Origin of the sequence: Nodosilinea sp. FACHB-141 (assembly GCF_014696135.1) — a bacterium.
In the GTDB taxonomy this organism is placed as follows: domain Bacteria; phylum Cyanobacteriota; class Cyanobacteriia; order Phormidesmidales; family Phormidesmidaceae; genus Nodosilinea.
In genome coordinates this window covers 472,882-498,423 of record NZ_JACJPP010000013.1, presented here as the reverse complement: position 1 = coordinate 498,423, position 25,542 = coordinate 472,882, and the positions used below count along the sequence as shown (strand labels likewise).

Sequence of the window (25,542 nt, the reverse complement as noted above, 5' to 3'; positions counted from 1 at the left end):
CGGCTACTGATGACTGACTTTCTCGCCCTTCTCAACCCCGCCCAACGCCAGGCCGTCGAGCACTATTGTGGCCCGCTGCTAGTGGTGGCGGGGGCGGGTTCGGGCAAAACCCGGGCGCTGACCTACCGCATTGCCAACCTAGTCCTCACCCACAAAACTGATCCCGACAATATTCTGGCGGTGACCTTTACCAATAAGGCCGCTAAGGAAATGAAGGAGCGCATTGAGGTGCTGTTTGCTGAGCAGGATGCCCAGGCCCGCCACGGCAAAGCCCTGTCGTCTTTGCCGCAGTATGAGCAGACCAAGCTGAGATCTCAGGTCTATAAAACCGTTACCAAGCATCTGTGGATTGGCACGTTCCATGCCCTGTGCGCCCGCATTCTGCGGTTCGACATTGAAAAGTATCAGCACCCTGCCGGGTACCGCTGGACGAAGAATTTCTCCATTTTTGACGAATCAGATGCCCAGGGGTTGGTCAAAACCATCGTCACCCAAACCTTGAATCTGGATGACAAAAAGTTCAACCCGCGATCGGTGCGCTTTGCCATCAGCAACGCCAAAAACCAAAAGCTCACCCCCGACGAACTCGAAAAAGAGCAGCCTAACTACCGAGGCCGGGTGATCGCCGATGTCTACCGCTACTACCAAAAGGCGCTGGCGGAGAACAACGCCCTCGATTTCGACGACCTAATTCTCATGCCGGTTTTCCTGTTTCAGCAAAACGAGCAGGTGTTAGCCTACTGGCACAAGCGCTTTCGCCACATTTTGGTGGATGAATACCAGGACACCAACCGCACCCAGTACGAACTGATTCGTCTGCTGGCTACCAACGGTGAATCGATCGCCACCTACGAAGACTGGAATCATCGTTCGGTGTTTGTAGTGGGCGATGCCGACCAGTCAATTTACTCCTTCCGCGCCGCCGACTTCACCATTCTGATGAACTTTCAGGATGACTTTGGCGATGGCCTGCCCGACGACGACACCCGCAGCATGGTCAAACTGGAGGAAAACTACCGCTCCACCTCCAACATTCTCGAAGTCGCCAACCACCTGATCGAAAACAATACCGAGCGCATCGATAAGGTGTTGCGGGCCACCCGGGGAGAGGGCGAGAGCATCTACGTCTACCGAGCCGAGGATGAAACCGCCGAGGCCGACTTTGTGATCAGCCAAATTCGCCATCTCGAAACCCAGCACCCGGAGCTGAACTGGGGCAATTTTGCCATCCTCTACCGCACCAACGCCCAGTCGCGCGCCTTTGAGGAAGTGCTGACCCGCTACAGTATTCCCTACCAGGTGGTAGGCGGGCTGCGGTTTTACGATCGCCGCGAGATTAAAGACGTGCTGGCGTATTTGCGAGCGATCGCCAACCCCTTCGACACCGTCAGCCTCAAGCGGGTAATCAACGTGCCTCGGCGCGGCGTCGGCAAGGGCACCATCGATAAGCTAGAACAAGCGACTCAGACCCTGGGTGGCATTCCCCTGTGGGAGATTCTCGCCGATGATACTTCGGTGAAGACTCTTGCGGGGCGATCGGCAAAAGGCGTGCTGGAATTTGCCGACCTAATCAAAAAGTATCGCCAGGACATGGATGACCAAAAGGGCTCTGAAATTATTCAGGGAGTACTCGAAGACAGCGGCTATCTGGCCGCCCTGAAGGCTGAGGGCACCGACGAAGCCGACGATCGCTTTGGCAACGTGCAGGAGCTTTACAACGCCGCCCTGCAATTTGAAGAAGAAAACGTAGACGACCCATCGCTGCTAGCTTTCTTGTCTAATGCCTCCCTGGCCTCTGACATGGATGACAACAAAGACGGCAAAAATGCGGTGTCGCTGATGACCCTGCACTCCTCAAAGGGGTTGGAGTTCCCCGTGGTGTTTCTCGTTGGTCTAGAGCAGGGCCTTTTCCCCAACCATCGCTCCCTCGAAGACCCCGCCGCCACTGAAGAAGAGCGTCGCCTCTGCTACGTGGGCATTACTCGCGCCAAGGAGCGCCTGTTCATCTCCCATGCCCGCGCCCGTCGTCTCTACGGCAGTCGCGAACCCGCTAGCCCTTCGCTATTTTTGGGCGAGTTGCCCCTCGATCTCGTCACTGGCAACAGCACCACGGGCCTGCCCCAAAAGTGGAGCACCCCTATCCGCGAAGCCCGCAATCGCAGCGAAGCCGCTGCCAAGCCGGGGAGCGGAGCCCACGAGTCAGACTGGACTGTGGGGGATGTGGTGGTGCACAAAGCCTACGGGGCCGGAGAAGTAACCCACATATTTGGAGCAGGCAACAAGATTTGCCTGGCGATCAACTTTCCTGGTCAGGGCCGTAAAATTGTTGACCCCAAGATCTCGGCACTGCAGCGGGCTGAGTAAATAGCGCTTCAAATGCTGCTGAATGCCCGATAAATACTCAGGTGGTTACAAAGCCATTACCTAAGCACAAGAAACTACATGTAGATTTTCGGTATATTCCCTTAGGTTATGGCACTAAACGGGGGTTAAGCCGCCAAAAGGCAGGTTTAACCTCCGTTTTTTTCCGGTTTAGACCCCAGGGGGGAGATGCGACCATAGCGACATCAGGCAGGATTACAGAGATAGCGCCAGCGAAGATCTCGTTTGGATTATCAGTGGGCCTTCGCCGCTAGACCTAGCCAGCTCGAGAACTGCCACAGGTTCGTCCGGACCCATCAGCCAAGATGGGATTCTATAAACAGTTCCTGCTTTGAGGGCACGAGCTTAGGGGTTTTAAGCCTCTGCTCTCCCGCTAGATTGATTTAACGGTTTATGAGCACACAACAGGACTAAAACCATGCACATCTACCGATCACAACAGCCTCTGGTTTGCATGCTTCCCCTTCAACCGTCGGGCTTGCCCCCGGTTGACTCGGCGGCCCTGCCCACGGCCCACGACTCGGTGACCGGGTCTTACACCACCGACGATGATACCCTCAGCCGACTGGCGGCGGCAGCGGTCAAACGTCAACAGTATTCTCAGGCGCTGCACCTGCTAGATCAGCTGGTTGAGCGCCATCCCCAGCGAGCCATGTACTACAGCAACCGGGGTCTAGTGCAATTGTGGCTGGGTCAACCCTACGCAGCTTTGGCCGACTGCGATCGCGCCATCTATCTCAACCCAGATCTCGACCAAGCCCACAACAATCGGGCCATGTGCCATGCGGCCCTCGGCGACCTGCCCGCCGCCCTTGACGACTACGAACAGGCCGTTGATCTCAACCCTTTTAACGGCCGCGCCCGCATCAACATGGGCGCTACCCTGCGGCAGATGGGCGACCTCGATCGCGCCTTAGATTGCTTTGACGAAGCGCTGATGTTTCACCAGCTGCCTGAGTTTATCTATGCTGAGCGGGGCCGTACTTATCACCTGCGTGGCGACTGGAACTGTGCGATCGCTGACTACCGCCGCGCCTTGACAGCAGCGGCAGCCCGTCAGTCGAGCGAGCAACTTCAGGCTCTAGTGCAGCGGATCAATCGTTGGGCAGAAGAGCTATTGCCCCAGCAGAGTTGGGCCTAACGGTAGTGCCTTACACCTAATTCAGTAGGGAAGGCGAGTCCAGCGCTAGTTCAGTGTGCATCTGTTATTTATTTCTAATTAATCAATTGAAATGCTTTGGGGACCGCCGTTGCGATCGTTGCCTCCCCATCCACCACCATCTCCGCTTGTGGGTGTAATCCCTTGGTTCTGCAGCCAGCTTTTTACAGGGTCATCCGATAGACTAAGCCGCAGCAGCCCTGAGGCTAGCCCACCCAAAAACGCCACAGGGTGAGCGGTCAGCTCTTGCACAAAGGGAGTAAGCTCGTCTAAAAACATTAGGTCAGTCCGTAGCGACGGCTTGATCCTAACCTGAAAGCTTGCGGAAAAGGTATCGGTTAAAAGCTAGAGCTTAGACTTTGTGCGCTAAAACGGTTTGAGGCTAAAAGTTTCAGCGTTTAAGGATTGGCCACTGGCCTTAGACTCTAAACCCTATACCGTTGAGCCCTCCACTCCTAACCGCTATCGCCCGATCGCCTTCACCAACCCAATGCCGCCAAAGTAGAGAAACAGCACCGCTCCCGCCAGCAGGCTTTGTGTAACTGGGTCAGTAGAAGGAGTGAGCACTGCCCCTAGCACCGCTGCCCCCAAAAGGACGTAGCGCCAGCCCTTCAGCATTTGGTCAGAGTTGACAATGCCGAGCAGCCCGAGCAGCATCTGCAGAATTGGAATCTGAAAGGCTAACCCAGTGCTAAACAGCAGCAGCAGCACAAACTCAAAGTAGCGATCGATCGACCACAGCTGCTCGACCACATCGGCGCCATAGCTGATGAAGAAGTTCAGCGCCGCCGGAATTAGCGCCACATAGGCAAACAGCAGCCCAGCAAAAAATAATAGGCTCGACCCTAGCACCAGCGGCCCCACCAGCCGACGCTCTCGCCGAGTTAGCCCCGGCAGCACGAACAGCACTATCTGATAGAGAATAAATGGGCTGGCGGCTACCAAGCCGCTGTAGCCCGCCACCTTAAAGGAGACAAAAAAGTACTCCCCAGGCGACAGCTGCAAGAACTTTACCCCTTGGGCTGGCACCTCTAGCAGGCTGACAATAGGCCTTACCTGCCAGAAGCAGACCACAATGGCCAGCACAACGGCAATCAGGCTGTAAAAAATGCGCTGCCGCAGTTCTTCCAGGTGGTCAAACAGCGACATCTCGACATCGTAGGGCACTTCGTCGAGGTCAGCGGTGTCACCGTTAAGGATGGCCGTCTCGGTGGTGGCGCTCTCAAGCTCGGTGGGCGGTGTCATAAGTTGGGCAGGTGAGCAGTAGGACGATCGCTTCTATTGTAAGCCCATGATTTCGCTAGCTTGGGATCATGGCCGAGCTTAGGGAGACTCAACGCTCTCTACCCCCGAGTCAGGCGTCACGGTGAGAGTTCTGACCACTCCAGAGGCACCCATCACGACAGCGCGATCGCCATTGACAGACAGCTCTACCCCCCCCGCGTTACCCGTTCTCAATGTCAAGCTAGTTTCGGCTGTCCAGGTCTCTTCAAAGCCCTGCTCGGCAACGCCTTCGTAGACATTCTCACCGTCGGCCACTACGCTCAGCCAGGAGCGATCGCTCAGATTAGCGCTGACTACCACAGGTGCTTCTAGGGGAGCACTAGATTCATCTTCGGCCTCCGACGGTTCCTCTGGCGGTGTTGTAGTCTCTGCTGGTGCCGAGGCTACAGCGCCAGTACCGGCGGTTTCAGGAGTTGTCTCCGCCCCTGAATTGTCGTTGTTGGCTTGGGATGGCCCGTTGCTGCGGCCAAATAGCCCCCAGGCCCCCAACCCCAAAATTGCGGCCAGGGCAGCCAGGCTCAGCACTAGCGGCAGCGATGATCGTCCCGCTGGGCTAGAGGCAGCCGGAGGGGTGCGATCGCTTATCTGAGGACGAGGGCTAGGACTAGGACTAGGCGGTTTCGGTGCCGCAGTGCCGTTCGTGTCGACCCGTTCGATCAGCTCTGGGGTCGGTAGCACATTCACCGGCGTCACCCGAAATTCTTGAGCAATGGTTTGACCATCAAGGCCCAAGGCTTCGGCATAGCGGCGAATAAATCCTTGAATAAATACTGGCTCAGGTAGCTCAGCATCATGCCCCGACTCCAGTGCTTTTAGTAGGGCTGGGCGGATAAAAATTTGGTTGGCCAGCATGTCGATGGCCAGCCCCTGCTCTTGACGCACCTGGCGTAGGTGCGCCCCGATACTTTGGAGCTGCTCGACTTGGGTAGGAGCTAACTTAGCCACGGCACCTCACTGGAGACATTTATGGGGAACTTTGCCCTGGTCGATGAACCCGAACGAGGTCATTTTAATGGGAAACGACCGTCAATGTAGCCGAGGCCAGTTGAAAACCTCTGGCACGTTTAGAACACCTGATTCCAGGCATAGATTTTGTACTCTGTCCAAATGCCGTTTTGCCAGTAGGGGTCGCCCTCTACCAACTGCCGCACAGCAGACTCGCTTTCAGCCTCGTAAATGCCGAATACCTTGGTGTTGTCAGTAGTTGGGCCTAGGGCTACCAGCAGACCGTCGTCTTTTTGCTGCTGCAAGCCCTGAAGATGCGCCGCTCGAAAGGGAGCACGCTTTTCGAGCACATCCTCACAATAGCTGCCCCACATTACATATTTGGCCATGACTCAGTGCCTCAAAAGTTCATCGCCGATGGTATCAGATTAGGTAGTGTCCTATACAGAAAAAAGAGCTGCCTAGAGAGGGGCAACAAGTGGTATGCCCGGTTGGAAAAGTGTCCTGACATTCACGCAAAATTTATTTTTACTTGGAACAATTAAATACAGGCCACCTTCAGTAAAACTACTCGATATTATTGCGCTAATTTTGCTCTAAAAATAATCTGTACTCCATATATGGCAAGTCTTTCCGGAATTATCATGCACCCTGATGAAGTAACTCTTTACCTGAGCTTTAGTGGAAATCTAATCAGCTTTGTTGATGCTTTACCCGATAGCTTAGGGAATTCTTTAGCGTAAGCGAAAGGCTCACCAACATCTAAGTTAGTTCCCTGGTCGCTCCACCCAGTATTGAGTTTCCATACCAAGTCCAGACTCAGTGCTCGACCGTTTCTCAGACAGTCTCAATTGTTGGACTTGCGAGAGGTTTAACCATGAATCGCTTTCTATCTTCCCTCCGTCACGGGCTGCACACTGTGGGTCAAGCTCCCCTAGACCTGTTTCGTCCGCTGCGCCAGTGGGTTAGCCACCTACGGGTCGAGACTCCTCGCCGCGCCCGCAAGGTGGCAGAGTTGATCCCCGCCCAGTGCCCCTTTGAGCGCGACATTGTGCTGCTGGGCCGCTCGGTGGCCCACATTCCGCCCCTTTGCAAGCTCAACCCCCTCTACAACGAACTGGTGGAGCTGCGATTTCGGGCTCTTTGCTATCTAGCCGACGAGTGCGGCGAAGATATTTCGGCCTACATCTAAGCCTTGGCTTGATCAACGTCACATTATCTGGCTGGTCACCTAGCCAGCGCTTAAAGCCACAGACTATTGCGTCCAAACATCTCACCCCCTCCGCTGGCCCCGGGTCTGCAGAGGGGTTTATTTTGGGCAGGCAATGCTTGAAGAATGCTCTGGTCTACTATGGGTAGGCTAAATCTCGATGTGGTTGCTTGAGTGACCTACTATGCCCGACGACCTGTCCTCCCAAGACCTGCCTCCCCACGAGCTGGCGGATGAGACTACACTGCGCCACCAGCGCTGGATGCTGCGGGCCATGGAACTGGCGGAGGCCGCTGGAACTGCGGGGGATGTGCCGGTAGGGGCCGTAGTGGTTGGCCCTGGGGATAGGGTGCTGGCGGAGGCGGGCAATCGGCGAGAGCAAGATCAAGACCCCACTGCCCATGCCGAGGTGCTGGCGTTACGGCAGGCTGCGCACCAGTTGGGCAACTGGCATCTCAACGAGTGCACGCTCTACGTCACGCTTGAGCCCTGCCCCATGTGTGCTGGAGCAATTGTTTTGAGCCGCCTAGGGCTGTTGGTGTACGGTACCCACGACCCCAAATCGGGAGCAGTGCGATCGGTGCTAAATCTGCCCGATGGGCCCGCCTCTAACCATCGGCTAAGGGTGGTGACCGGCGTTTTGGCCGAACCTTGTCGTCAGCAGCTGCAGCAATGGTTTCAGCAGCGCCGCCAAGAACAGCGCCGACCTCCTCTCACCATGACACCAACTGAACTGTCCTGAGCCAGGTTGCGTCCTCTAGCGAGGGCTGTAGGGTAAAGCATGTAGACCAGGGTCAGACCCATTTTGTTTCCGATCGCAGGCTGTGTGGTAGCTAGCGACGGGCATACTGGGAATGCCTAACATCGGCACTATTGGGATTTAGCTGATCATGGCTCCTGTATTACGCCTTCCTATGAAATCCTCTGAGCTTCCTGAATCGTCGGCTGGGTTGGTTAAGGGCGGGGCGATCGCCCCTGCCCAATCGCGCTGCTCGCCAGTGCTGACTCCCTTAGCCTATTTTCTCGGCCGCCGCCTGGTGGTGCCCGCCTACTTTGGCCCTATCACCATTACAGGGCAGCACCATGTGCCTACCGTTGGACCAGTCATTTTGGCCCCTACCCACCGAGCCCGCTGGGATTCGATTTTGCTGCCCTACGCTACCGGCCGAGCCGTTACCGGCCGCGACCTGCGCTTCATGGTTACCGCTGATGAGGTCAAGGGTCTTCAGGGATGGTTCATTCGGCGTTTAGGAGGGTTTGCGGTCAACGTGCGGCGGCCCACGGTAGCCAGCCTGCGCCACGGCATTGAGTTGCTGCTGGAGGGCGAAATGCTGGTGATTTATCCCGAAGGTGGCATTCGTCGAGAAGACAAAATCCACGGCCTCAAGCCCGGCCTAGCTAGATTGGCGGTACAGGCCGAGGCTGCTAGAACTGGCCTGGGAGTGCAGGTGCTGCCAGTAGACCTTTACTATGGCGCAGCCTATCCAGGCTGGCGTAGCTCGGCTCAAATTAACATCGGCGCACCGCTAGCTGTCCAGACCTACCTCCAGGGTGAGGATTCTCCCGAAGCGCTCAAAGCTGGGGCTGCCCAGCTCACCAAAGATCTCAAGACTTGCCTAGAAAGCCTGGTCACTGCCCGCCAAGCCAGCGCTGCGGCGCAACCCTTCGTACTGTCCTAGCAGCTCCCTAACAGCCGCTGATGCCGTTGAGGTGAAGGGCTGAGGACAGGACAATCCAACTAGACCGTGATTTATTAAGGGCAATCTAACTAGACCGTGGTTTATTAAAGGCATTGGCCCGTAAACCAGGATGTCCTTCCTATGTTTGATAGCCTTTTTACCTCCAATCCGCTGACCGACCTGCGAACCGACCCGCTACGACCGCTGAAGGGGGTGATTATAGGGGCTGGTCAGGTGGGGTTGGCCTGCGCTTACGCGATGATGATCCAAAATGTGCTGGATGAAATGGTGCTAGTGGACATCAACCAGGACAAGCTGATCGGCGAGGTAATGGATTTAGAGCAAGGTATGTCCTTCGTCGAGCCGACGCTGATTAAGGCGGGCACTATGGCTGATGCTGCTGGGGCCGACGTGGTGGTGATCACCGCTGGGGCAGCCCAAAAAGAAGGCGAAACTCGCCTGGAGCTGGTGCAAAAAAACGTCGAAATTCTCAAAAAACTGATTCCTGATATTGTCGCTCATTGCCCTGAGGCCATTTTGTTGTTGGTGTCTAACCCCGTAGACGTGCTCACCTACGCCGCCTGGAAGCTGTCGGGACTGCCCAAGGCGCGGGTATTTGGCTCCGGGACAGTACTGGACACGGGACGGTTTCGGTATTTGCTATCGCGTCGCCTGGGCATTGACCCGCGCAGCTTGCATGCCTACATCATTGGCGAACACGGTGATAGTGAGGTGCCGTTTTGGAGTCATGCCAATGTCTGCGGCACCCCCCTCTACCACGAGGGGATGGCTGATGGCGATCGCCAGGCCATGGATGAGATTTTTCAGCAGACCAAAAACGCTGCCTACGAAATCATCCGCCGCAAAGGATATACCAACTACGCAGTCGGCCTAGCGGTAACGCAGATTGTGCAGTCGATCGTGCGCGACCAAAACCGCGTGCTGACGGTGAGCTGCGTGGTCGACGAAATCTTTGGCGTTCAAGACCTGTGTTTGAGTGTGCCTGCGGTGGTAGGGCGCACTGGGGTGAGTCGGCGGTTGAATATGCTGCTCAGCCCCCATGAGGAGGAGCTGCTTCAGCACTCAGCTCAGACCCTGCGAGGTGTAATTGACCAGATTGAGTTTTAACCCCTCTTAATTGTCGCTGGCTGCGGGCCACAGAAGCTTGACGGCCAGCAGGGCAAACCCAATGGCGGCAACGGCTTTAACCAATCGCTCTGGCAAAATTTGGGCGGTGCCTTCTCCCACAATTACCCCTAGCAAGCTGGCCAGCAGCAGGGCAGCGGCGGTGCCTAAAAATACGGCGCGGGGAGACTTTGAGCTGCCGCCGAGGGCGATCGCCGCCAGCTGGCTTTTATCCCCTAGCTCTGAGATGAACACGGCGGTAAAGCTGACGGCCAGGAGATTCCAGTCCATGGGGCGGGGGAGTAATGGGGTGAGGGAGTGGACGGGTAGGGGAGATGGGAGGTGTCTATGGGCCCACTTTAAGTGAGGGGTTGGGCTAGAGGTGGACGATGTCCCAAAGGAGACAGACGGTGATGCCGATGAGCATGGTGCCAGCGGCAGTGTCTAAGGTGGCAGGGGAAACGCGGCGGGCTAGCCACTGCCCCAGCAATACGCCAATCAAGCTGGTGCTAATCAAGGCAGTGCCAGCACCTAAGAAAACGATCCAGGGTGCCTGAGACTGGGCGCTCATGAGTAGCGTAGTCACCTGGGTTTTGTCACCCAGCTCAGCCAAAAAAATAGTGATAAACGTAGAGCCAAAAACCCGCCAAAAGGCCGCTCGACTCAAGGTGGCAGAAGGCTTGGCTTCGACGGCGCTAGAAGATGGGGGAAGAGAGCTAGAGATAGACACAATAGGGTAAAAGGCAGGTTTGCTGAGCGGTCAACAAGGCTGGGCACAGAGCAACGCCAAGACCGTTGATTACTGCCAAATATTTCATAATGCTTTCATTATCTGCAAGAGTTAACTAAACCGCAACCCCAGCCCTCTCATCTTTCCCACTCCTTCATCCTCATCACCTTACTCCCGCATCTTCCTCGCCTTCCCCATCCCCTATCCATCACTCTTCTACCCCTACCGCCTGATTAAACCGCTCCATCTCCGGGCTAGCTTCGCCATAGATATCAGCAATATGCTCCTGGCAGCAGTCGATCGCAAAGTCATCAAGCTCGTCGGCCTCAATGCCAAACATGGTCTCGAAGGTGCTAAAGGTAACTCGGCAAAAGCTCGGTCGGTCGGAGTAGATGGTGCAGAGGCGATCGCCCGCATCGTAATGAATGCACCAGCCGTCTTCTCCCACCATGCTCAGATACAGCGCTAGCTGATCGGGTTCGAGATAGGAGTCGAGGTCGGGGCGCTCCTCGGGGGCCAAGAAGCAGCAGGCCCCACAGGATTTGACACATTGCCAGGTGGCCATTGAATTTCCTTCGGCCGTCTCAGGCCTAGCGGTGGAAAGGCACAGGTGCTGCCTTAGAATTTTGTTAAGTTATCTAAAATAGGGGCGGCGTTAGCAGGTAAAATAAGCTCCGAATAAGCAAGCTTTACGCCAAGCCCAGAGCGGGGTCTGTAGCTTTTCTATGGGCAAAACTCTACTTCTGGGATTGTAATGAAGTTTATATCAGTCCAGTCGCCTTGTGTTGGGAGGTTTCATGAGCTTTCTGAGTGGTTTTTTGAGCAATATTAATTTCGAGCTCATTGCCCAGCTGACCATGCTTGCCATGATTGTCATCGCTGGCCCAGTGATCGTGTTTCTGCTGTTTTTGCGCGGCGGCGACCTCTAGAACCAAAATTCTGGAATCTAAAAGCAGCGCTTGGGGAGGCCTCTTGGCTAACCTAGGCGCTGTTTTAGTATGAATTCTGCGATCGCTAAATCCATGGGCGTCGTCACCTTGAGGTTAGTCTCTTCACCGGGCACCACCTGCACCGGCAGGTCACATTTCTCAAACAGAGCGGCATCGTCGGTGACGCTCCAGCCTTGCTCAATGCCCTGCTGATGGCACTGCTTCAGCAAAGCCACATCGAAGCCCTGGGGGGTTTGGGCGGCCCATAGCTGCTGGCGATCGGGGGTAGTCTCAACTCGCTGGCTGGCATCCACAATTTTAATCGTGTCTTTGACGGGTACCCCTGCCACTAAGCCGGGGCAGGTATCTAAGGCAGCGGCGCAGCGATCAAACAGGTCGGGGGTGGCTAGGCAGCGCGCGCCATCGTGGATCAGCACGCGGGTGGCCTCGGTGGGCAGCGCTTGCAGCCCGTTATAGACCGACTCCTGGCGAGTCGTGCCGCCGTCGATGAAGGCCACTGGTTTGGATAGGTTCAGCGAATTGGCAATGGTTTCTAGGGTGGGGCGATCGCCCGCTTGGCAAATCACCCCGATCCAAACCACAGCCTCGGCTTGAGCGGCGGCTTTTAAAGTCCAGGCAATGATGGGAAGCCCAAGCAGATCGAGGAGCACTTTGTTGCGATCGGCCCCCATGCGACGACCGCTGCCGGCGGCGGGGATAAGCACATGAACAGGGGACATAGACACAGGGCAAAACCATAACGGGCTGAGCAAATTGGGGGATTTTTATTCCCTGTGGTGAAATTTAATTCATTTTGTAAGCCATATATCCCCTAAACCTTGGCCAGGTTCCACTACAATACTTGCGAACAGGCATGGACGTAACATATGCGGGTACTGGCTCTTGTTCCAGGAGAAACGGAGACGCAGCTGAGCTTCTTTCCGGTCATCAATCAGATCAAAGATAGCTTCGAAAACGCTGAGGTATCAGTAGTTGCGGCCCCTAGCGCTACAGCTATTTACCAGCTCTCTAAGGGGGTTGACGAAGTTGTGCCCTACAACTTTGAGGCCAGTAACAGCCCTGCCGACTGGGCCAACCTGTTAGGGATTGTGCGCGATCGCGAATTCGATGTTGCCCTCACCCTGACCGACTCCTGGTCCATTGCCCTGCTGCTGTGGCTGAGTGGTGTGCCCACTCGTTTGGGCTACAGCGGGTCTGCCAACAACTTGCTGCTAACCTCAACGGCTCCCCGCGCCGCTGAGATAGATCACCACGGCGATCTGCTTAAGCTGATCAACGTCACCGGTACGCCTCCTGCCCTTTCCGTGAATGTTCCCCGCAAAGACCTGACCGTCGTAGACAACCTGCGTCAGGGCAACGGGCTCACAAATGGCTATGTGTTGGTGTACCCCGGCACCACTGCTAGCGGCCCCACCTACCCCACTGAAAGCTGGATCGCCATCCTCAAAGACTTTCAGCAGCGCCAGCCCGATATGCCTCTGGCCTTGCTACAAACCGACGATGCGGCCCCTCAAACCGCTGCGATCGCCAGTGCCGTCCCTAATCTTAAGGTTTTGCGACCTGAAACCCCAGGACAGACGGCAGCATTGATTGCCGCCGCTAACCTATTGATAGCGGTAGAGGGATATCCTCTACCGCTGGCGATCGCCCTCAACGTCTACACCCTGGGGCTATTCTCTGGCAATAGCCAAGTCCAGACCATCACCGCAGGCGCAGATCGCTTGGTTACCCTAACCTCCTCCACCGGTACTTTGGCCGACATTTCCCCCGATCAGGTGCTTAAAAAAGTCTGGAGCGAGGGGGCATAATAGTCCAGCTTGGTCTGGGGCTAACCCTGCCATAGCCACCCTATAGACTCCACACCTACTATGTCAGCAGAGGGCTATCGTTACCCCAACCGTGCCCAGCTATTAGAGAGTTAAACCTATGGATACGATCAAAGAGCAGGCCAATACTGTTAGCCAGCTATTGTTTTCCACCGACACAGGCGACATTTACAAGAAAGCCCTTGCCCGCACCTGGGATATTCTGCGCGAAGTGGGCCTGCTGCTGTGGCTAGTTGTTTGCCTAGCCTTTGTGGGGGCCGAATGGTTTTACCGTACTGCGGTTGGCCTAGGGCGCAGCACCCGCGCCTGGTACATTGGCCTCAGCGAAAAAGACCCCAGCACTGACGCCCAATCGATGACTTCTACTGGTCAGGCCCTGCTTGATACCGTTCAGTCGAGCACATCTTATCTGCTAGCCCAGGCTCGTCAGCAGCTGGGCATTCCGGAACCAGAGCCGCAGCCCGCCATTTCGCCTGTTCCTGCCCCACCCATAACACCTCCCTTCCCTACCCCAGTTGAACCTCCCACTCCCAGTGGTCCGCCAGCCCCAGTTGAGCCTCCAACCCCCAGCGGTCCGCCGGCCCCAGCTGAGCCCCCAGATCCCGCTGAACCCCCATCCCCGGTTGCAACCGTGAGCGCCGGCCTTGATGAGGAAGAGGATTTAGCTTAGAGAATGAGTGTATTGGGCCGGCAACCTCAACTGGCCTGGTGGGCGAACCGGAATAATTGTCCGCTGAACCTTGTTCTCAATAATTTCAAAGCCGTAGTGACTTAGGTCGCTGCGGCTTCATGCATTAAACAGGCAGCACAAACAGTCAGAAGTTTCTACAATAGCCAACAGGATCCATGCCCCAAATTTCTCCTCGCCATGCTCCAGCACTATTTATTCATCGGCTTTAGCGCCATTTACTACAGCCAGAGCACCGCCAATCCCCAGCGGCGGCCTCACCTGTTTGCCTCCCTAGCGCTGCAAGAGGCTGAAGGTAGTCGCACCGTCGCCCACATTCGCTCTGCCAAAGCAGCCGAGATCCCTCTCTGGCTTGATGAGCAGATGCAGCGCCACGTCAGCGATGAGGTGCGTCACGCTCAGATCTTTACCAAGGCCGTTGAGCGCGAGGGTTACTTTATTGATTTAGACAGCGAAGCTGCCCAGCACTCGCTTTCTAGCGTGGGCGAGTCCTCCATGCGGCGTTATCACCAGGTCGATGATTTAGCGGCTGCCCCCTTGCCCCACCTGTTGGCCAGCGTGTTGCTAGCGGAAGAACTGGGGGTACGGGGCTTTCGCTGCATTCTCAAGGCTCTACCTGACCATCTCATCGCCACTCGGGCCGCGCTCGAATCAGTGCTCAAGGATGAGGAACGCCATGTGCAGTACCTCACTGACGCGCTGCGCTACTTCCGTGCCACCTCAGTCGTCGAGGCTTATCGCCGCGACATCGAAAGCAAGATGTTCAAGGATTTGGGCAAAGTGGTGGAGTTTGTCACTAAGCCCGCCACAGAACGGCCCAGCCTGGTGCAGCCCGGTCAAAAGCCAGAGCTATCCCTGGTGTGAGCAATCAGGGGGCTAAGCATCTAAGGCTACGGCATCTACGGGTTGAATAGCCTGGGCAAAGCGGCAGTGGCCCAAAGACAGGTCAAACAGATGAAACCCGTATTCTCGGGACAGAGCCTCAAAAACCTTGAGCCCACGAACGCTGTTGCCGCGACTGTCGAGGGGCGGCGAAAACACGGCGATGCCAGCCTGGTTTGGCACGACGGCGAGAATGCCGCCTGAGACCCCGCTCTTGGCCGGAATACCGACCCGAAAGGCCCACTCCCCAGCGAAGTTATACATGCCACAGGTATACATAACGCTGAGAATGTCGCGCACATGCTCGGCCCCCACTGCCCGCTGCCCAGTGATGGGGTTAACGCCCTGGTTAGCTAGAGTGGCGGCCATCACTGCCAGGTCATGGGCCGTAACCAGCACCGCACACTGCTGAAAGTACAGGTCGAGCGCTTCATCGATGGGCTGGTCAATCATGCCGAAGTTGAGCATTAGGTGGGCCATAGCCCGGTTGCGGTGGCCAGTGGAGCGCTCCGATATGAAGGTCGATACATCGACAAATACCTCGTCGCCAACATAGCGCTGAAACATGGCCAGCAGCCGGTTGAGGCGTTCTGCGGGGTCTTTGCCTGGGATCAGTCCGGTGGTGGCGATCGCTCCCGCATTCACCATTGGGTTATCCGGGCGCTTAGAGTCCTCATCTAGCCGAATTAAGGAATTGAATGGATCCCCAGTGGGCTCCACCCCCACTTTTTTGAGCAGCTTTTCCCGGCCATAGTCCTCTAGGGCCATGGCGTAGACAAACACCTTTGAAATCGATTGAATGGTAAATTTTTGCGCCACATCCCCGACCTCGTAGGTGCGGCCGTCGAGGGTGACAATGCTAATGCCAAACCAGTCGGGGTTAGCCCGCGCCAGCTCGGGAATATAAGACGCTACTCGCCCTTCAGAAACTCCCTTAAACTTGTGGTAAAGCTGCTCCAAAAACGCTTGAACCTGGGTCATTGGGGAGTCGGTGGGTAGTGGGTAAGTGAATAGGCAAGTGCAGGAGTGAAGAATTACTAGCGTGAAAACACGCTGAAATAGAGGAGGGATGACCACCCGCCTATCCATCCACCCACCGACATCACCTACTTCTGCTCGGGGTGCTGGGCCTCGGGACGATGGTCGCCTAGGTCGTTGAGCCGCCAGATCAACTGGTGCAGCCTGCCAAAGTCGCGGTTGTTGAAGTGCATCACTAACCGTGGCAAAGCGACAGTTGCGTCTTTCTGCTCTTCGGCTAGGGCGGCAGACTTTTCAATTTTTCCTTTGGCCAAAACGTCGCCAAATTCTTGGTTAAGCAGGTCGACAGCGCCATCGGGGAGATCGCTCTTGAGACGAATGATGAGGCGATCGCTGGTATAGCGACAGGAATGATATACCCGATAAAAACTGCTGATGGCGTGGCAGGCGTCATCGACATTGTCGGTGATGGTGTACAAGCTAGGGTCGTCGGGGCTAATTAACCCTCGGCTCAGCAGGTGCTCGCGAATGTAGCTATCCCACCCCTGCCAGTAGTTACCGCCAGGATGATCGACCATGACAACGGGCATGGGGTCGGCCTTGCCAGTCTGAATAAGCGTTAGCGACTCAAAGGCTTCGTCTTGGGTGCCAAACCCTCCTGGAAACAGCACCAGGGCATCGCTTTCGCGCAGGAAAAACAGCTTGCGAGTAAAGAAATACTTGAAATTGATCAGCTTAGGGTCGCCCTCCATCACTGGGTTAGCGCCTTGCTCAAAGGGTAGCTGAATGTTTAATCCAAAGGATTGCTCTGCACCAGCTCCGGCGTTACCCGCCTCCATGATGCCGCCCCCAGCACCGGTCATAACCATAAAGCCCAGCTCGGTGATCTGCTTGGCAAACTTCTCGGCCAGTTGATAATCGAGGCTGATCGCCCCTGTACGAGCCGAGCCAAAGATAGTAATTTTGCGGGTATGCCGGTAGGGGTAAAAGACCTGAAATCCCTGCTCCATATCCAGCAAAGCAGAATTCAAAATCTTCCAGTCGAGTCGGTCTGCCTCCCGTCCCATCATCCGCAGAATGGTCTCTAGCACCTGGCGAATGAGCTTGCCATGCTCTAAGTGAGACAATTGCTCAAACACCGCGGCCAAATCGGCTTGAAGGCTAGAGGGTAAATTTGAGGGAAGCGCAACCATACGCCGTTGGGTCCATAGAGGCAGCACCCTATTCTAGCGACAATTTTGCCCCCTGCCGTGCAAAAACCCTCTAGCGAGAGACTAACCAACGCTAGAGGGCTGTATCAGATGTTAATAAGCTAGTGACTAAACCTGCGACGACGTTCCTCTGCTGAAACTTGGTGCAAAGGTTGAAGCGATCGCCCCCGTCACGCCATGCGGCTGGTCTTGAGTAGCTTTAGGCAGAGAAAGGTGAGCTTAGAGATACTTCTCAAGGGTGTTTGCCAAGGTGGTTTTGGGTACGGCGCCCACTACCATGTCAACCCGCTGCCCCTCTTTGAAAATCATCAGAGTGGGGATGCTGCGAATCCCATACTGGCTGGCCACGCTCGGATTCTCGTCGGTATTGACCTTAACGACTTTGATTTGGCCGTCGTACTGCTCAGAAATTTCTTCGACTACCGGAGCCACCATACGGCAAGGGCCACACCAGGGAGCCCAGAAATCAACCAGTACGGGAACGGTGCTTTCAAGAACTTCTTGCTTAAACGTAGAGTCTGTTACCTGAGCGGCTGCCATGCCTTGTGTTCCTTGCCGTTATTAACCACACGCAATCTTATCATAGCCAATCCCCGGCTTCTTAGGCGAGGGATCAATATCTACCGAGGGGATGGGTGCTAACTCGGCTAAACTAGCCATATTTCAGCATTTTCGGGCTAAAGGTCCTTTAAATAAGGAACCGCCCAGACCAATGGCCTGGGCGGAGTGTGGTGTGAGGAGTGAACTGAAACAAAGGTTTCAGTACCATTTTATTGTACTGTGGACACTTGAAAATCTGCCACTGCTTAATGACATTCGCAACAAACTTATGATAGCTACAAGTTGTTTTTGCTTTGGGGAACTTGCGTAGTGATTCAAGGTCGGATGCTAAGGCGTTTTGGGATGTAGCAGGTGACCTCACCACTGTCTATAACTGCGTTCTAGCTTAGTCCCAACTACCAATGCCGGCTTAGACAGCGTTTTGTCGCCCCGTGCTCCGGCCCGATCTGTCCGGTTATCTAATGACCCTAATGGATTGCTGCTGGCTGTCATTTGCTCTGCCTCAACTGCCTGGGTACGAGCTTCAGTTTGCCGTTATTCTACTTTGAGGCATCTAGGCCATTGTAGATGCCTTCCAACAAATTTTTGGCTTAATTACTGGTGTTTTTCAGTTGAGCGATCGCCCTTATCGTCAGCAGCTGCTTGCCAACCCTAGCTCGACCCGTTGGGACTTGTTTTGATTCAACGGCATCAAAACAAGAAGTATCGCTGGGCCATGGGTAGAACCTCAGCCGGTTCACAGGTCAGCAATTCGCCATCAGCTCGCACTTCGTAGGTTTCGACGTTGACCTCCATGTGGGGCTGATAGGCGTTGAGCTTCATGTCGGCCTTGCTGAGGCTGCGGCAGTTCGCCACAGCAGCGGTAGATTTAGCGATGCCAATCTGTTCAGGAATGCCCAGATCCATCGCAGCTTGAGAAATAAAGGTGAGGGAGGTGGCAGTGATCGCCCCCCCGTAGCTGCCAAACATAGGCCGCATGTGTACCGGCTGCGGCGTCGGAATACTAGCGTTGGCATCGCCCATCTGCGCCCAGGCAATCAAACCGCCCTTGATCACGATTTCGGGCTTCACCCCAAAAAAGGCAGGCCGCCATAGGCAAATATCGGCTAGTTTGCCCGCTTCGATAGAACCTACGTGGTTAGCGATGCCGTGGGTGATAGCGGGATTGATGGTGTATTTGGCCACGTAGCGCTTGGCCCGGTGGTTGTCGTTGCGATCAGAATCCTCCGCTAGCGGCCCCCGCTGCACCTTCATTTTGTGGGCGGTTTGCCAGGTGCGAATCACCACCTCCCCCACTCGGCCCATGGCCTGGGAGTCGGAAGAGATCATGCTGAAGGCACCAAGGTCGTGGAGAATGTCCTCGGCGGCAATGGTTTCGCGGCGAATGCGCGACTCGGCGAAGGCAATATCTTCGGGAATGCTGGGGCTGAGGTGGTGGCACACCATCAGCATGTCGAGGTGTTCGTCGAGGGTGTTGCGGGTGTAGGGCCGGGTGGGGTTAGTCGACGACGGCAGCACGTTGGCCTCGCCGCACACTTTAATGATGTCCGGCGCGTGGCCACCGCCAGCCCCTTCGGTGTGGTAGGTGTGAATCACCCGATTTTTGAAGGCGGCAATGGTATCTTCGACAAAGCCCGCCTCGTTGAGAGTATCGGAGTGGATCGCCACTTGGACATCGTACTCGTCGGCTACTCCAAGACAGGTATCGATGGTAGCAGGGGTGGTGCCCCAGTCTTCGTGGAGCTTGAGGCCCATGGCGCCGGCTTTCACCTGTTCCGCCAATCCTTCCGGCTGAGCACTGTTGCCCTTGCCCAAAAAGCCTAGGTTCATGGGAAAGGCGTCGGCGGCTTGCAGCATGCGCCAGATGTTCCAGGCGCCAGGGGTGCAGGTTGTGGCGTTGGTACCGGTAGCAGGGCCGGTGCCGCCGCCGATCATGGTGGTGATGCCGGAGGCGATCGCGGTGTCGATCTGCTGAGGGCAAATGAAGTGAATGTGGCTGTCAATACCCCCAGCGGTGACGATCATGCCTTCTCCAGCCACTACCTCGGTGCCGGGGCCAATGATGATGTCGACATTGTCTTGAATGTAGGGGTTGCCCGCCTTACCAATTTTGTCGATTTTGCCGTCTTTAATGCCGATGTCGGCCTTAACAATGCCCCACCAGTCCAAAATCAGGGCGTTGGTGATCACCATATCTACCGCGCCCGCGTCGCGTCCGATCGGCGACTGCCCCATGCCATCGCGGATAACTTTGCCGCCGCCAAATTTCACCTCGTCCCCATAGGTGGTAAAGTCCTGCTCGACTTCGATGATGAGCTCGGTGTCGGCTAAGCGAATGCGATCGCCCACCGTCGGGCCGAAGGTTTCGGCATAGGCACGGCGGTCCATGCGATAGCTCATGGGGACTCCTCAGTTGGGGCGAATCTAGCTAGAACCACTCTAGAATGCGGGATCTCCCCGGTTTGGTCAATTGGGCTACGGTTGTCAAACTTGGCGCGCAGAAGCCCTCCCTCCGCCCAGCACTCTGCCCAAGGCCAAAAAGATAGCCCGAGGGGATTTTCCCTCAGGCTATAAGTTCAATGGGATGCGCGTTGCAACCCTGCAAGAAGCGCAGTTCCTTAGCTAGCTAGGTATTCGCGGATGTCAGACTGGCGCTTGCGCAGTTTAGTCAAGGCTTCGCGCTCAATCTGGCGCACTCGCTCACGGCTAATGGAGAGCAGATCACCAATCTTGGCCAAAGTCATAGTCTTGCCGTCGGACAAACCGAAGCGAAGGGAAAGCACCTCTCGCTGTTGGGGAGTCAGATCGCCCATCAGCCGCTCCAAATCCTGGCGCAGTGAGACCTGGGTGGCAAAGTCTTCTGGCGAAGGGCCATCGTCTTCGAGCAGTTCACCCAGTTCGGTGTCCTGGTTGTCTCCCACTTTGAGGTCTAGGGAGAGGGGCTGGCGAGACTTTTCTAGGTAGTCGCGCACCTGCTTGGCAGTCAGGTCGCACTCGATGGCTAGCTCAGCCACCGTGGCCGCTCGCCCGTAACGCTGAGACAGGGTGCGTTGGGCTTTCTTGAGCTTGTTGAGCTTTTCGGTGATGTGAATGGGCAGGCGAATGGTGCGGCTTTTCTCCGCGATGGCGCGGGTAATCGCTTGGCGAATCCACCAGTAGGCGTAGGTAGAGAAACGATAGCCTTTGGTGGGGTCAAACTTTTCCACCCCGCGCTGCATACCGATGGTGCCTTCCTGAATCAGGTCCAGTAGGTCGACGTTGCGCTTGATATACTTCTTGGCCACCGAGACCACGAGGCGCAGGTTGGCTTCTACCATCTTGCGCTTGGCTAGGTTGCCATCGCGCACAATCGCCTTGAGTTCAGGTAGGGGCATGTTGACCGCGCTGGCCCACTGCTCTAGGGTCAGACCGTGGCCGGCTGTCTCTTCTAAAACCTGCCGCTTAGCCTCTAAGGCCGACAGCTTTTGCACCTGCTTACCCAGCACGATCTCTTCTTCGTGGGTGAGCAGAGGCACCTTACCGATTTCTTTTAGGTAAGTGCGAACTAGGTCGGTGGAATTTTGCACAGTTCTCATAGCGGCACAGTGGGGAGAGAGCGACGGGGAACGGCAGGGCTCAAAGCCCAGAAAAGCAGTAGTTGTCTAGCACAGGGATGACGGTTGGCTCGAAGCCTAGCGGCGAGAGCGCACCGGCACTGGAATAGGCTCAGACTCTAGAGCCGCTTCCTCAGCCTGACGCTTGAGAATGAGACCGGCAGCAACAGCAGCAATACCAACTTCTAAAAGGGGTCCAACAAAGCTCATAGGTAAAAGGTTGTTAATGGAATATGTAAACAACTGTAACATTTATGAAGGAGGTCGTGAATGGTTATTAATACTCAGTCCTCCTTGGTCCCGTAGGCTCTTACCCCTATAGATTAAGGCGATTGACTGGGTCATATTGCATTCCAGAAGACATATTTCTGGACTGACCAAAGGGGAAATTCTTAAAATCTAAAAAGAATGTTAATAAAAATCTGAGAAGCTACTTAAAGGTTTACGGAATCTGAGCTAGTTCTAGGCTGAGAGAGAGAGCTGCGATCCCTGAGGGGTTTTCGTCACATCGATGCGGGTTTGAAAGGCCGCTCGAAAATGGGGAATGTGGGTAACGGTCAGAATGCAGGCAAAGTCAGCCGCGATCGCATTGATGGCTGCAATTAGGCGATCGCACCCCTGCTGATCCTGGGTGCCAAAGCCTTCATCGATGACGAGCAGCTGTAGCGCTAAGCCTGATCGCTGGGCTAATAGTCGGGCCAGGGCTAGCCGCAGGGCAAAGTTGACCCGAAACGCCTCGCCGCCCGAGTAGGTTTCGTAGGGGCGGGTGCCCTGGGCGTCGGCAATCAGAATATCTAGCGTGTCGATGACCCCTTGGCCGCGCTTAGTGGCCCGCTGGGTAGCAAACTGCACATGAAGCTGGTGAGCACTCAGGCGGCCTAGCAGGTTGTTGGTTTCGGCCTCTAGCTGGGGCAGCAGGTTTTCGATCATCAGCGCCTGGATGCCGTTGTGGCCAAAGGCCTGTGCTAATTCTTGGTAGACCCGCTGGCGCTGGCGTACGGCGGCCAACTCTTGTTGCTTTTGGGCTAGCCCCTGGTGCAGGTCATCGAGGTGCTGGCGGGCCTGGCCCAGGGCACCTAGCTGGGCCAGCAGGGCATCGCGCTGGTGCTGACGGGCAGCGATCGCCCGCTCTAACTGTTCTAGAGCATTCGCATCGTAGGCTAAGGCCTGGTGCTGCTCCTCTAGGGCGGCGATCGCTGCGCTCAACTGCTCTAGTTCCTGGCGCTGCTGCCGCTCCTGGGCCTGAAGTCCCTCGATCTGAACCTGTCGCTGGGGTTGTTGCTGGCGGGCTGCTTCTAGCTCCCGGTGGCGCTGTCGCCAGACTTGGGCTGCTAGCATGGCCTGGCGCACCTTTTGGTGATGGTCAATGCGGTAACTGAACTGCTCAAGGGCGGCTTGGGCTGCCGCTAAGGCCTGGCCTTGGGTGCCAACCTGAAGCTGGGCCAGGTCAGTCTCAAGGGCAGTTTGGTCGGCCTTAAGCTGCTGCTGCCGCCGCTCGAGCTGCTGCCGTCTGCGTTTTGCCTGGACGAGCTCGTGGTGCTTGATCTCAGCCCAGCGCAGCCGATTGACCTGGCCCCGGGTCAGGGCATGGTCGCGATCGTCGTAGGCTAGCTGGGCCAGGGTGTTGTTGATCTGGTGCAGCTCCGTGCGTAGGTCGAGGGCGTACTGGTTCTCGGTTAGGGACTGCTCTAGGCGCTGCTGCTCGGCCTCTAGGGCCTGAAGCCGCTCGTGGACGGTGGCTTGGGAGGCCATCTCTGCTGTGAGCTGGCCCTGCTTTTGAAGCACTGGGGCGTAGGCCTCCAGTTCGGCTTCGACCGCTCGATACTCCTGCCGCAGCACCTGAATTTCGCGCTCTGAAACAGCTAGCTGCTCGCGAATGACCCAAATCTCTTCCTGCAGTTCTTGCTGCTGCTGGCGATGACGACCTTCAACCAGGGCGCGGTGACGAGGCTTGAGGGCGCGATCGCACAGGGGGCAGACGGCCTCCGGTTGAGACAGCATGCCTAGCTTTTGGCCAATTTGAGCAATCTGGGTTTCGCAGGCGCGCTGATTAGACTGAAGCACCTCCATAAAGCTGCGCCGCTCTAGTCCCTTTTCGCGCACCTGCTCCTGGTAAGCCCGGCGCTGCTCTAGATAGCTCAGGGTCTTTGACACCTCCTGGGCAGTCGCTACTAGTTGAGGCGGGTTCACCTGGTCCTGTTGGAGCTGCTGGGCAGCGGCGGCGAGTTCTTCGAGCCGAGTTTGAAGCCGGGTTTGGGCCTGCTGTAGCCCGGCCTCTAGCTGTCGTCGTCGCTGTTGTAAGGGTTCAGCCTGAAGCTGCAGCGCATCTAGATGTTTGAGGCGGGCTTTGGCCATGAGAAACTGCTGGCGGGCCGCATCAACGGTTTCGCTTTGCAGTAGAGCCGCGTCTAAATCGGCAATCTGGGCTTGTAAGGCCGCCAACTGGAGCTGGGTTTGACCTAGGCGCATGCGTGCCTCGGCCGACTGGGCTTGCCACTCAGCTTCTAAGCTCTGACGCTGCGCCTCTAGCGCCTGGTAGCGTTGAAAGTGCTGGTTGAGCTGAGCATCCTCTGCCTCTAGTTCCGTCAGTTCAGCTAAGCCGGTCTCAATCTCGGCGGCCTGAGCCAAACGCTGGTCATGCTGGTGCTGCTCGCGGGTCAGCGCCGCCAGAGACGTTTCGGTTTGGTGCAAAAGAGCCGTCAGGTGCTGCCGCTGCTGTCGCTGCATCTGAAGCTGCTGATCGTAGGCGTAGTGGGTTTGCTCAAGGGTGCGAAGCTGCTGCTGCTGCTGGCGATCGCGCTCCTGGGCCTGATCGATATCGTGCAACTCTTGCTGGAGCTGGGCCTGGCGCTGGAGGGTCGGTTCGTAGTCGGCCAGGGCAGTGGTGAGTTCGTCGAACTGGGTTTGACGTAGGGTAGCTTCGGCCTTGGCTTGGCGAGCCTGCTCTTTTGCGCCCTCAGCCAGATGGTCATACTGGTGGAGCTTGAGCAGATCGGCCAGAATTTGTTTGCGCTCGCCGGGCCGCTTCAGCATAAAGTCGTCGGCCCCGCCCTGGCGCAGGTAGGCGGAGTTAATAAAGGTGTCGTAGTCGAGCCGGAGGTGGCGGCAAATCAAGAGTTGAGTGGCCCGCACCCCGCGCTGGGTCAGCACCCGCCAGCCTTCCTCGGTGTGCACCTGAAACTCTAGACTAGTGCCCTGGCTGCGGTGGCGGCTACGCATCACCCGGTAGGTATGGTCACCCTGGTGAAACTGAAACGTCACCTGGGCCTCCATCTCGCCCTGGTGGATGACATCGTCATCGGCCGCTACTCGGCTCTGGCCCCAGAGAGCCCAGGCGATCGCCTCCAGCAGCGACGATTTGCCCGCGCCGTTGGGCCCCGCCACGCAGACTACATGCAGCCCGTTAAAGTCTAGGCTGGCGTTGCGATAGCTGAGAAAATTTTTGAGGGCAATGTGCTTGGGAATCATGGGTACATTAGCACCATCATTCTCAGCCTACAGTACAGGAGAACCTTGAGTACTCCTGTATCTTTAAAAAGCTATTAGTTTATAGACAAAAGCAGCTGGTATGAGCACTCATACCAGCTGCTTTTGTAGACTCAAAATACGGAAGCGGTGGGATTTGAACCCACGAGGGAAGGTTTACTCCCCTACCTCCTTAGCAGGGAGGCGCTTTCGACCACTCAGCCACGCTTCCAAGAAGTAGTTCTTCGTTAGTTTAGCAGACACTCGGCCGAGACTTGAAGTAACTCCAGGACTTTTTATGACATTGTGCCCTACCGTCCTGCTTAAGCGCTGCGGCTGGGCTGCATTTGGGGCCACAGATATACCAAGCCCGATGCTAGGGTCAGCGCCACCGCTGCCCAAAAGCAAATCTGCGCTGGCCCATCCCACACCGCCGGTAGCGGGGCCAAGAGCAGGGCGATCGCCACAATCTGTACCACAGTTTTGGCCTTGCCCCACAGGTTTGCCCCCGGCACCGCACCTCCCTGCATGGCCGGGTTAACTCGCCAGCCAGAAATAGTAATTTCCCGCGCCACGATCAGAAACACGCCCCAACCAGGCACTTGGCCCAGCCCCACCAGCATGAGCAAGGGAGCCAGCACCAGCAGCTTGTCCACCAGCGGGTCTAAAAATTTGCCCAAATCGGTCACCTGGCTGAGTCGGCGCGCTAGGTAGCCATCGAGCCAGTCCGTGCTCGCCGCCACCACGAAGATGCCCGCCGCCCACCACCGCTGGGTAGCCGTCGGTGCCTGGAGCAGCACCAGCAGGAGGGGAACGCCAAGCAGCCGGGAGACGGTGATCCAGGTAGGAATGTTCATAGATTTTTGAATGCTTA

The 25,542-nt window shown here is 56.4% G+C and carries 26 protein-coding genes, 1 tRNA gene and 1 pseudogene; 10 read left to right on the top strand and 18 right to left on the bottom strand.

The features are described 5' to 3' along the window. Window positions 1–9: 9 nt before the first annotated feature. Window positions 10–2,364 (top strand): DNA helicase PcrA, encoded by a 2,355-nt coding sequence (gene pcrA / locus H6F59_RS16080; protein ID WP_190702046.1) that lies wholly within the window; start codon window positions 10–12, stop codon window positions 2,362–2,364. A 472-nt stretch (window positions 2,365–2,836) separates the two neighbouring features. After that, window positions 2,837–3,523, top strand: a complete 687-nt coding sequence (locus tag H6F59_RS16075) for a tetratricopeptide repeat protein (protein ID WP_190702043.1) — start codon at window positions 2,837–2,839, stop codon at window positions 3,521–3,523. A gap of 78 nt (window positions 3,524–3,601) precedes the next feature. Here H6F59_RS16075 and H6F59_RS16070 read toward each other — a convergent pair whose 3' ends face one another. From H6F59_RS16070 to H6F59_RS16055, 5 genes and pseudogenes are all read right to left on the bottom strand, one after another. Continuing rightward, entirely contained in the window at window positions 3,602–3,820 is a 219-nt protein-coding gene (locus H6F59_RS16070; RefSeq protein WP_190702040.1) for a hypothetical protein, read from the bottom strand. A 183-nt stretch (window positions 3,821–4,003) separates the two neighbouring features. Further along, entirely contained in the window at window positions 4,004–4,786 is a 783-nt protein-coding gene (gene tatC, locus H6F59_RS16065) for a twin-arginine translocase subunit TatC (protein WP_190702037.1), read from the bottom strand. 78 nt (window positions 4,787–4,864) lie between these two features. Next, window positions 4,865–5,503: a DUF4115 domain-containing protein gene (locus tag H6F59_RS27355; protein ID WP_397193888.1), complete on the bottom strand. Its 639-nt coding sequence runs from the start codon at window positions 5,501–5,503 to the stop codon at window positions 4,865–4,867. A 45-nt stretch (window positions 5,504–5,548) separates the two neighbouring features. Next, window positions 5,549–5,707, bottom strand: a pseudogene (locus tag H6F59_RS27670) (helix-turn-helix domain-containing protein); the annotation flags it as partial. Between the two features lie 182 nt (window positions 5,708–5,889). Beyond that, window positions 5,890–6,159, bottom strand: coding sequence for a YciI family protein (locus H6F59_RS16055; RefSeq protein ID WP_190514517.1), 270 nt, complete (start codon window positions 6,157–6,159; stop codon window positions 5,890–5,892). 488 nt (window positions 6,160–6,647) lie between these two features. On the opposite strand from H6F59_RS16055, the gene H6F59_RS16050 reads away from it, so the two are divergent. The 4 genes from H6F59_RS16050 to H6F59_RS16035 all read left to right on the top strand — a co-directional run bounded on the left by H6F59_RS16050 (window position 6,648) and on the right by H6F59_RS16035 (window position 9,787). Further along, a complete protein-coding gene (locus tag H6F59_RS16050) occupies window positions 6,648–6,962 on the top strand; it encodes a Mo-dependent nitrogenase C-terminal domain-containing protein (protein WP_190514518.1) in 315 nt (104 codons plus the stop codon). Between the two features lie 202 nt (window positions 6,963–7,164). After that, window positions 7,165–7,722 carry a tRNA adenosine(34) deaminase TadA gene (gene tadA / locus H6F59_RS16045; protein ID WP_206755214.1) on the top strand — a complete coding sequence of 186 codons (558 nt, stop codon included), beginning with the start codon at window positions 7,165–7,167 and terminating at the stop codon, window positions 7,720–7,722. A gap of 172 nt (window positions 7,723–7,894) precedes the next feature. Beyond that, the gene (locus tag H6F59_RS16040; protein ID WP_190702200.1) at window positions 7,895–8,659 is read left to right on the top strand and encodes a 1-acyl-sn-glycerol-3-phosphate acyltransferase; all 765 of its coding nucleotides are present in this window, start codon (window positions 7,895–7,897) and stop codon (window positions 8,657–8,659) included. A 204-nt stretch (window positions 8,660–8,863) separates the two neighbouring features. After that, the gene (locus H6F59_RS16035; RefSeq protein WP_190702197.1) at window positions 8,864–9,787 is read left to right on the top strand and encodes an L-lactate dehydrogenase; all 924 of its coding nucleotides are present in this window, start codon (window positions 8,864–8,866) and stop codon (window positions 9,785–9,787) included. A gap of 6 nt (window positions 9,788–9,793) precedes the next feature. Here H6F59_RS16035 and H6F59_RS16030 read toward each other — a convergent pair whose 3' ends face one another. From H6F59_RS16030 to H6F59_RS16020, 3 genes are all read right to left on the bottom strand, one after another. Then, a complete protein-coding gene (locus tag H6F59_RS16030) occupies window positions 9,794–10,075 on the bottom strand; it encodes a TMEM165/GDT1 family protein (RefSeq protein ID WP_190702029.1) in 282 nt (93 codons plus the stop codon). A gap of 85 nt (window positions 10,076–10,160) precedes the next feature. Beyond that, on the bottom strand, window positions 10,161–10,514 hold the full coding sequence (locus tag H6F59_RS16025) for a TMEM165/GDT1 family protein (protein WP_313887228.1): 354 nt from the start codon (window positions 10,512–10,514) through the stop codon (window positions 10,161–10,163). 208 nt (window positions 10,515–10,722) lie between these two features. Next, window positions 10,723–11,079, bottom strand: a complete 357-nt coding sequence (locus tag H6F59_RS16020) for a YkgJ family cysteine cluster protein (RefSeq protein WP_190702026.1) — start codon at window positions 11,077–11,079, stop codon at window positions 10,723–10,725. A 232-nt stretch (window positions 11,080–11,311) separates the two neighbouring features. Here H6F59_RS16020 and psb30 point away from each other — a divergent pair, with 232 nt between their 5' ends. Then, window positions 11,312–11,443, top strand: coding sequence for a photosystem II reaction center protein Ycf12/Psb30 (gene psb30 / locus H6F59_RS16015; protein WP_073606726.1), 132 nt, complete (start codon window positions 11,312–11,314; stop codon window positions 11,441–11,443). Window positions 11,444–11,490: 47 nt separating this feature from the next. On the opposite strand, the gene ispD is transcribed toward psb30, so the two are convergent. After that, entirely contained in the window at window positions 11,491–12,183 is a 693-nt protein-coding gene (gene ispD, locus H6F59_RS16010) for a 2-C-methyl-D-erythritol 4-phosphate cytidylyltransferase (protein WP_190702020.1), read from the bottom strand. Window positions 12,184–12,330: 147 nt separating this feature from the next. Between ispD and H6F59_RS16005 the strand changes: the two genes are divergently transcribed. From H6F59_RS16005 to H6F59_RS15995, 3 genes are all read left to right on the top strand, one after another. Beyond that, a complete protein-coding gene (locus H6F59_RS16005; RefSeq protein WP_190702017.1) occupies window positions 12,331–13,272 on the top strand; it encodes a glycosyltransferase family 9 protein in 942 nt (313 codons plus the stop codon). Window positions 13,273–13,390: 118 nt separating this feature from the next. Then, window positions 13,391–13,960: a hypothetical protein gene (locus H6F59_RS26790; RefSeq protein WP_190702014.1), complete on the top strand. Its 570-nt coding sequence runs from the start codon at window positions 13,391–13,393 to the stop codon at window positions 13,958–13,960. Window positions 13,961–14,158: 198 nt separating this feature from the next. Further along, on the top strand, window positions 14,159–14,842 hold the full coding sequence (locus H6F59_RS15995) for a ferritin-like domain-containing protein (RefSeq protein WP_190702009.1): 684 nt from the start codon (window positions 14,159–14,161) through the stop codon (window positions 14,840–14,842). A 12-nt stretch (window positions 14,843–14,854) separates the two neighbouring features. Here H6F59_RS15995 and glsA read toward each other — a convergent pair whose 3' ends face one another. The 9 genes from glsA to pgsA all read right to left on the bottom strand — a co-directional run bounded on the left by glsA (window position 14,855) and on the right by pgsA (window position 25,525). After that, a complete protein-coding gene (glsA, locus tag H6F59_RS15990) occupies window positions 14,855–15,841 on the bottom strand; it encodes a glutaminase A (protein ID WP_190702006.1) in 987 nt (328 codons plus the stop codon). A 125-nt stretch (window positions 15,842–15,966) separates the two neighbouring features. Then, window positions 15,967–17,031, bottom strand: a complete 1,065-nt coding sequence (locus H6F59_RS15985) for a TIGR00730 family Rossman fold protein (protein ID WP_190514527.1) — start codon at window positions 17,029–17,031, stop codon at window positions 15,967–15,969. Between the two features lie 237 nt (window positions 17,032–17,268). Further along, the gene (trxA, locus tag H6F59_RS15980) at window positions 17,269–17,589 is read right to left on the bottom strand and encodes a thioredoxin (protein WP_190514528.1); all 321 of its coding nucleotides are present in this window, start codon (window positions 17,587–17,589) and stop codon (window positions 17,269–17,271) included. A gap of 711 nt (window positions 17,590–18,300) precedes the next feature. Next, a complete protein-coding gene (gene ureC, locus H6F59_RS15975) occupies window positions 18,301–20,010 on the bottom strand; it encodes an urease subunit alpha (protein WP_190702001.1) in 1,710 nt (569 codons plus the stop codon). A 218-nt stretch (window positions 20,011–20,228) separates the two neighbouring features. Next, window positions 20,229–21,185 (bottom strand): RNA polymerase sigma factor, RpoD/SigA family, encoded by a 957-nt coding sequence (locus H6F59_RS15970; protein ID WP_190701998.1) that lies wholly within the window; start codon window positions 21,183–21,185, stop codon window positions 20,229–20,231. 96 nt (window positions 21,186–21,281) lie between these two features. Beyond that, entirely contained in the window at window positions 21,282–21,413 is a 132-nt protein-coding gene (locus H6F59_RS26785) for a hypothetical protein (RefSeq protein WP_277882429.1), read from the bottom strand. A gap of 252 nt (window positions 21,414–21,665) precedes the next feature. Beyond that, window positions 21,666–24,671: an AAA family ATPase gene (locus H6F59_RS15965; protein WP_190701995.1), complete on the bottom strand. Its 3,006-nt coding sequence runs from the start codon at window positions 24,669–24,671 to the stop codon at window positions 21,666–21,668. Window positions 24,672–24,810: 139 nt separating this feature from the next. Next, a tRNA-Ser gene (locus H6F59_RS15960) sits at window positions 24,811–24,900 on the bottom strand. A 91-nt stretch (window positions 24,901–24,991) separates the two neighbouring features. Beyond that, a complete protein-coding gene (gene pgsA / locus H6F59_RS15955) occupies window positions 24,992–25,525 on the bottom strand; it encodes a CDP-diacylglycerol--glycerol-3-phosphate 3-phosphatidyltransferase (protein ID WP_190701991.1) in 534 nt (177 codons plus the stop codon). Window positions 25,526–25,542 lie beyond the last annotated feature (17 nt).